We start from the raw sequence: 2,355 nt of genomic DNA, 5'->3' as shown, positions 1-2,355 counted from the left end.
TTATCTGCATTTTCGTAGCCTAGCATAACTGCCAATCTACGTCAGCCCCTTAATTTAATCGGATCCTGATTCACAAACCGCCCCGCCTCAGGCTCGTAATAGCGCATCAGGTTGTAATGCAGCCTGGTCTCTTCATCGTAATACTGGTTTTGAAGTCTGAACGGCTGATGCGCATCCTTATAAACCCGCTCGTCCTTTTTCAGACGGCCCCAAGCAGTGTATTCGCCGTACAACAAGAGATTGCCGTGGATGTCGGTCATTTCTTTTGGAATGCCGATTTGGTCGTTGTGGAAATAGGCGAGGTATTGTTTGCCGTCTTTGGCGTTGTCAAAGACTTGCGCCAGCGGTTCGTAGCTGTCTTGGTCGGTGTAGATATAGGTATAGCTGCCTTTGTAGGTGTACTCCTGCAATAGGCGGCTGCCGTCCCAGACGAAGTGGGTGCGTTTCGGTTCGGTACTCGTCCAGGCAAGTTTGTCTTGGCGCTCTTTGGAAAGTCTTCGGCCGAACGGGTCGTAGGCGTAAGTCCAGATCTCGGTGTTGCCTGCGGGCTTTTTGATTTCGGCGCGGACGAGTTGGTTTTCTAAATCGTATTGGTAATATTGGTTTTCGCCATTAGGCAGCTGGCGGTAGATCAGGTTGCCCAATGCGTCGTAGGTGTATTCGATGCCGTTGTATTCTTTGAGGCGGTTGCCGCTGACAAGGTTGCCGCCCTTTCCTTCTGCCGCTTTGTCGGAAAGGATATTGTGGGCGGGGTCGAAGGTGAATGTTTCGCTGCGGCCGGTTTGGCTGTTGCGGGCTTCCTGAATGCGTCCGATTTTGTCGTAAACGTAATGGAGGACACCGCTTCTTTGGTCGGCACTTTGGATCAGGTTGCCGGCTTTGTCGTAGGCGTAGCGGCGGTTGTACAACAGTGCAATGTCGCCACCATGGGGCTTTCCTGCTGCAGCCAAGCAATCAGGTATCAAAAGTAAAAGTTTTAATTCACCATTGGCCAACTTTAATGAACTGATGTTCAACGATACTGCCGGTTCTGAGATGGTCAATTTCCAAGCACAAAAAGACCTAACCTCGCTGGTTAAAAATAACGAAACCCGCAATGTTAACAACGACCGTACTACCACAATCGGTAACAACGAAACGGTTACAGTAGTGGGCGATCGGGCGAAAACCGTCCAAAAAAACGAAACGGCTTCGATTACCCAAAACCAAAGTATTAGTGTTGGTGACAACCAAAGTACCAGCGTAGGTAAAGACCAAAGCGTCAACGTGGGTAAAAATCGCAGCCGTTCTGTTGGTTTGAACGAAAAAGTAGGCATAGGTCAGAGCCAAGCGTTGACTGTCGGACAAGATCAGAACGTTGCTGTCGGCAAAAACCAAGCGCTGACCGTCGGTGCCAACCGCAACAAGACCGTTGTAGCCAACGAAGTCAGCAGTATCGGCGGCAACAGACAGGAAACCGTCAGTCTGAATGGCATGAACAATGTCGGCATCGGACAGATGACCAACATCGGTGCAGGCTATATGTTGAACGTCGGCGCAGGCTGGATGACCAACGTTGGTGGAGCAGAAATGCACAATGTTGGTGGGATTATGGGACTTAATGCCCTAGTTAACATTGGACTCAATGCCGGCAACAACATTACCTTGTCTGCAGGTACTAAAATTACCATACAAGTCGGTAGTTCCATGATTTTGATTGATAAAAACAAAATCAGCATCGTCAGCAAAACGATCAAGATCGTCGGTACGAAGGAAGTGGACATCGACGGCAAAAAAGTCGATATCAACTAGAGAAGATACGCCATGTTTGAGTTGCAGAACTTTACCTGCTTTCATACGCAGCAGTTTAAAAACATCGACCAAACAGATCGGGCTTATGATGTAGTCGTTGCCAAAGTCAGCTACGAGTTTGAAATTGACCCGGAAACAGGAAAAACGGAGCTTGCTTTTGCCCGTAAGCAAACGCCGCTTACGTTTGCCGATACCTATTACGGCGATCCTTCGCAAACCTCGACTCAGTTTGAAAGCGACTTCAGCCTTTACAAGCCCAAAACCGACTTGGTTGTCAATGCCACAGCCTATGCACCCGACGATGTTCCCTCTCGGCAATTTACCGTATCCGTAAGCATCGGCGATTACCAAAAAAGCCTGGCGCTTACCGGGGAACGTTACTGGGTGCGGGAGGCGGCAGGATGGTCTTTGAGCGAACCCGACCCCATCCTTTCCCTGCCTATCCGCTATGAATTTGCCTTTGGCGGCAGCGCAGTCGAAGACGATCACACAGGCTATCAGTAGAACGCCATCGGCATCGGCTACTATCCGAAACCCGACTGAAAAAGAGCCTCTCTCTCCAGT

At 49.7% G+C, this 2,355-nt stretch carries 1 protein-coding gene and 2 pseudogenes; 2 read left to right on the top strand and 1 reads right to left on the bottom strand.

Going from position 1 to position 2,355, the window contains the following annotated elements; all coding sequences use genetic code 11:
* Window positions 1-44: 44 nt before the first annotated feature.
* Window positions 45-740 (bottom strand): annotated as a pseudogene (locus tag HMPREF3107_RS01430) (RHS repeat-associated core domain-containing protein); the annotation flags it as partial.
* A gap of 157 nt (window positions 741-897) precedes the next feature.
* Here HMPREF3107_RS01430 and HMPREF3107_RS01425 point away from each other — a divergent pair.
* Together HMPREF3107_RS01425 and HMPREF3107_RS01420 are read left to right on the top strand one after the other, a co-directional pair.
* Window positions 898-1,791, top strand: a pseudogene (locus HMPREF3107_RS01425) (type VI secretion system tip protein VgrG); the annotation flags it as partial.
* A gap of 12 nt (window positions 1,792-1,803) precedes the next feature.
* The gene (locus tag HMPREF3107_RS01420) at window positions 1,804-2,295 is read left to right on the top strand and encodes a DUF2169 domain-containing protein (RefSeq protein WP_246828558.1); all 492 of its coding nucleotides are present in this window, start codon (window positions 1,804-1,806) and stop codon (window positions 2,293-2,295) included.
* Window positions 2,296-2,355: the final 60 nt, after the last annotated feature.

This window comes from Neisseria sp. HMSC31F04 (assembly GCF_001807735.1).
In the GTDB taxonomy this organism is placed as follows: domain Bacteria; phylum Pseudomonadota; class Gammaproteobacteria; order Burkholderiales; family Neisseriaceae; genus Neisseria; species Neisseria elongata.
The sequence above is the reverse complement of the archived record's forward strand: the minus strand, read 5'-3'. Positions and strand labels throughout refer to the sequence as shown.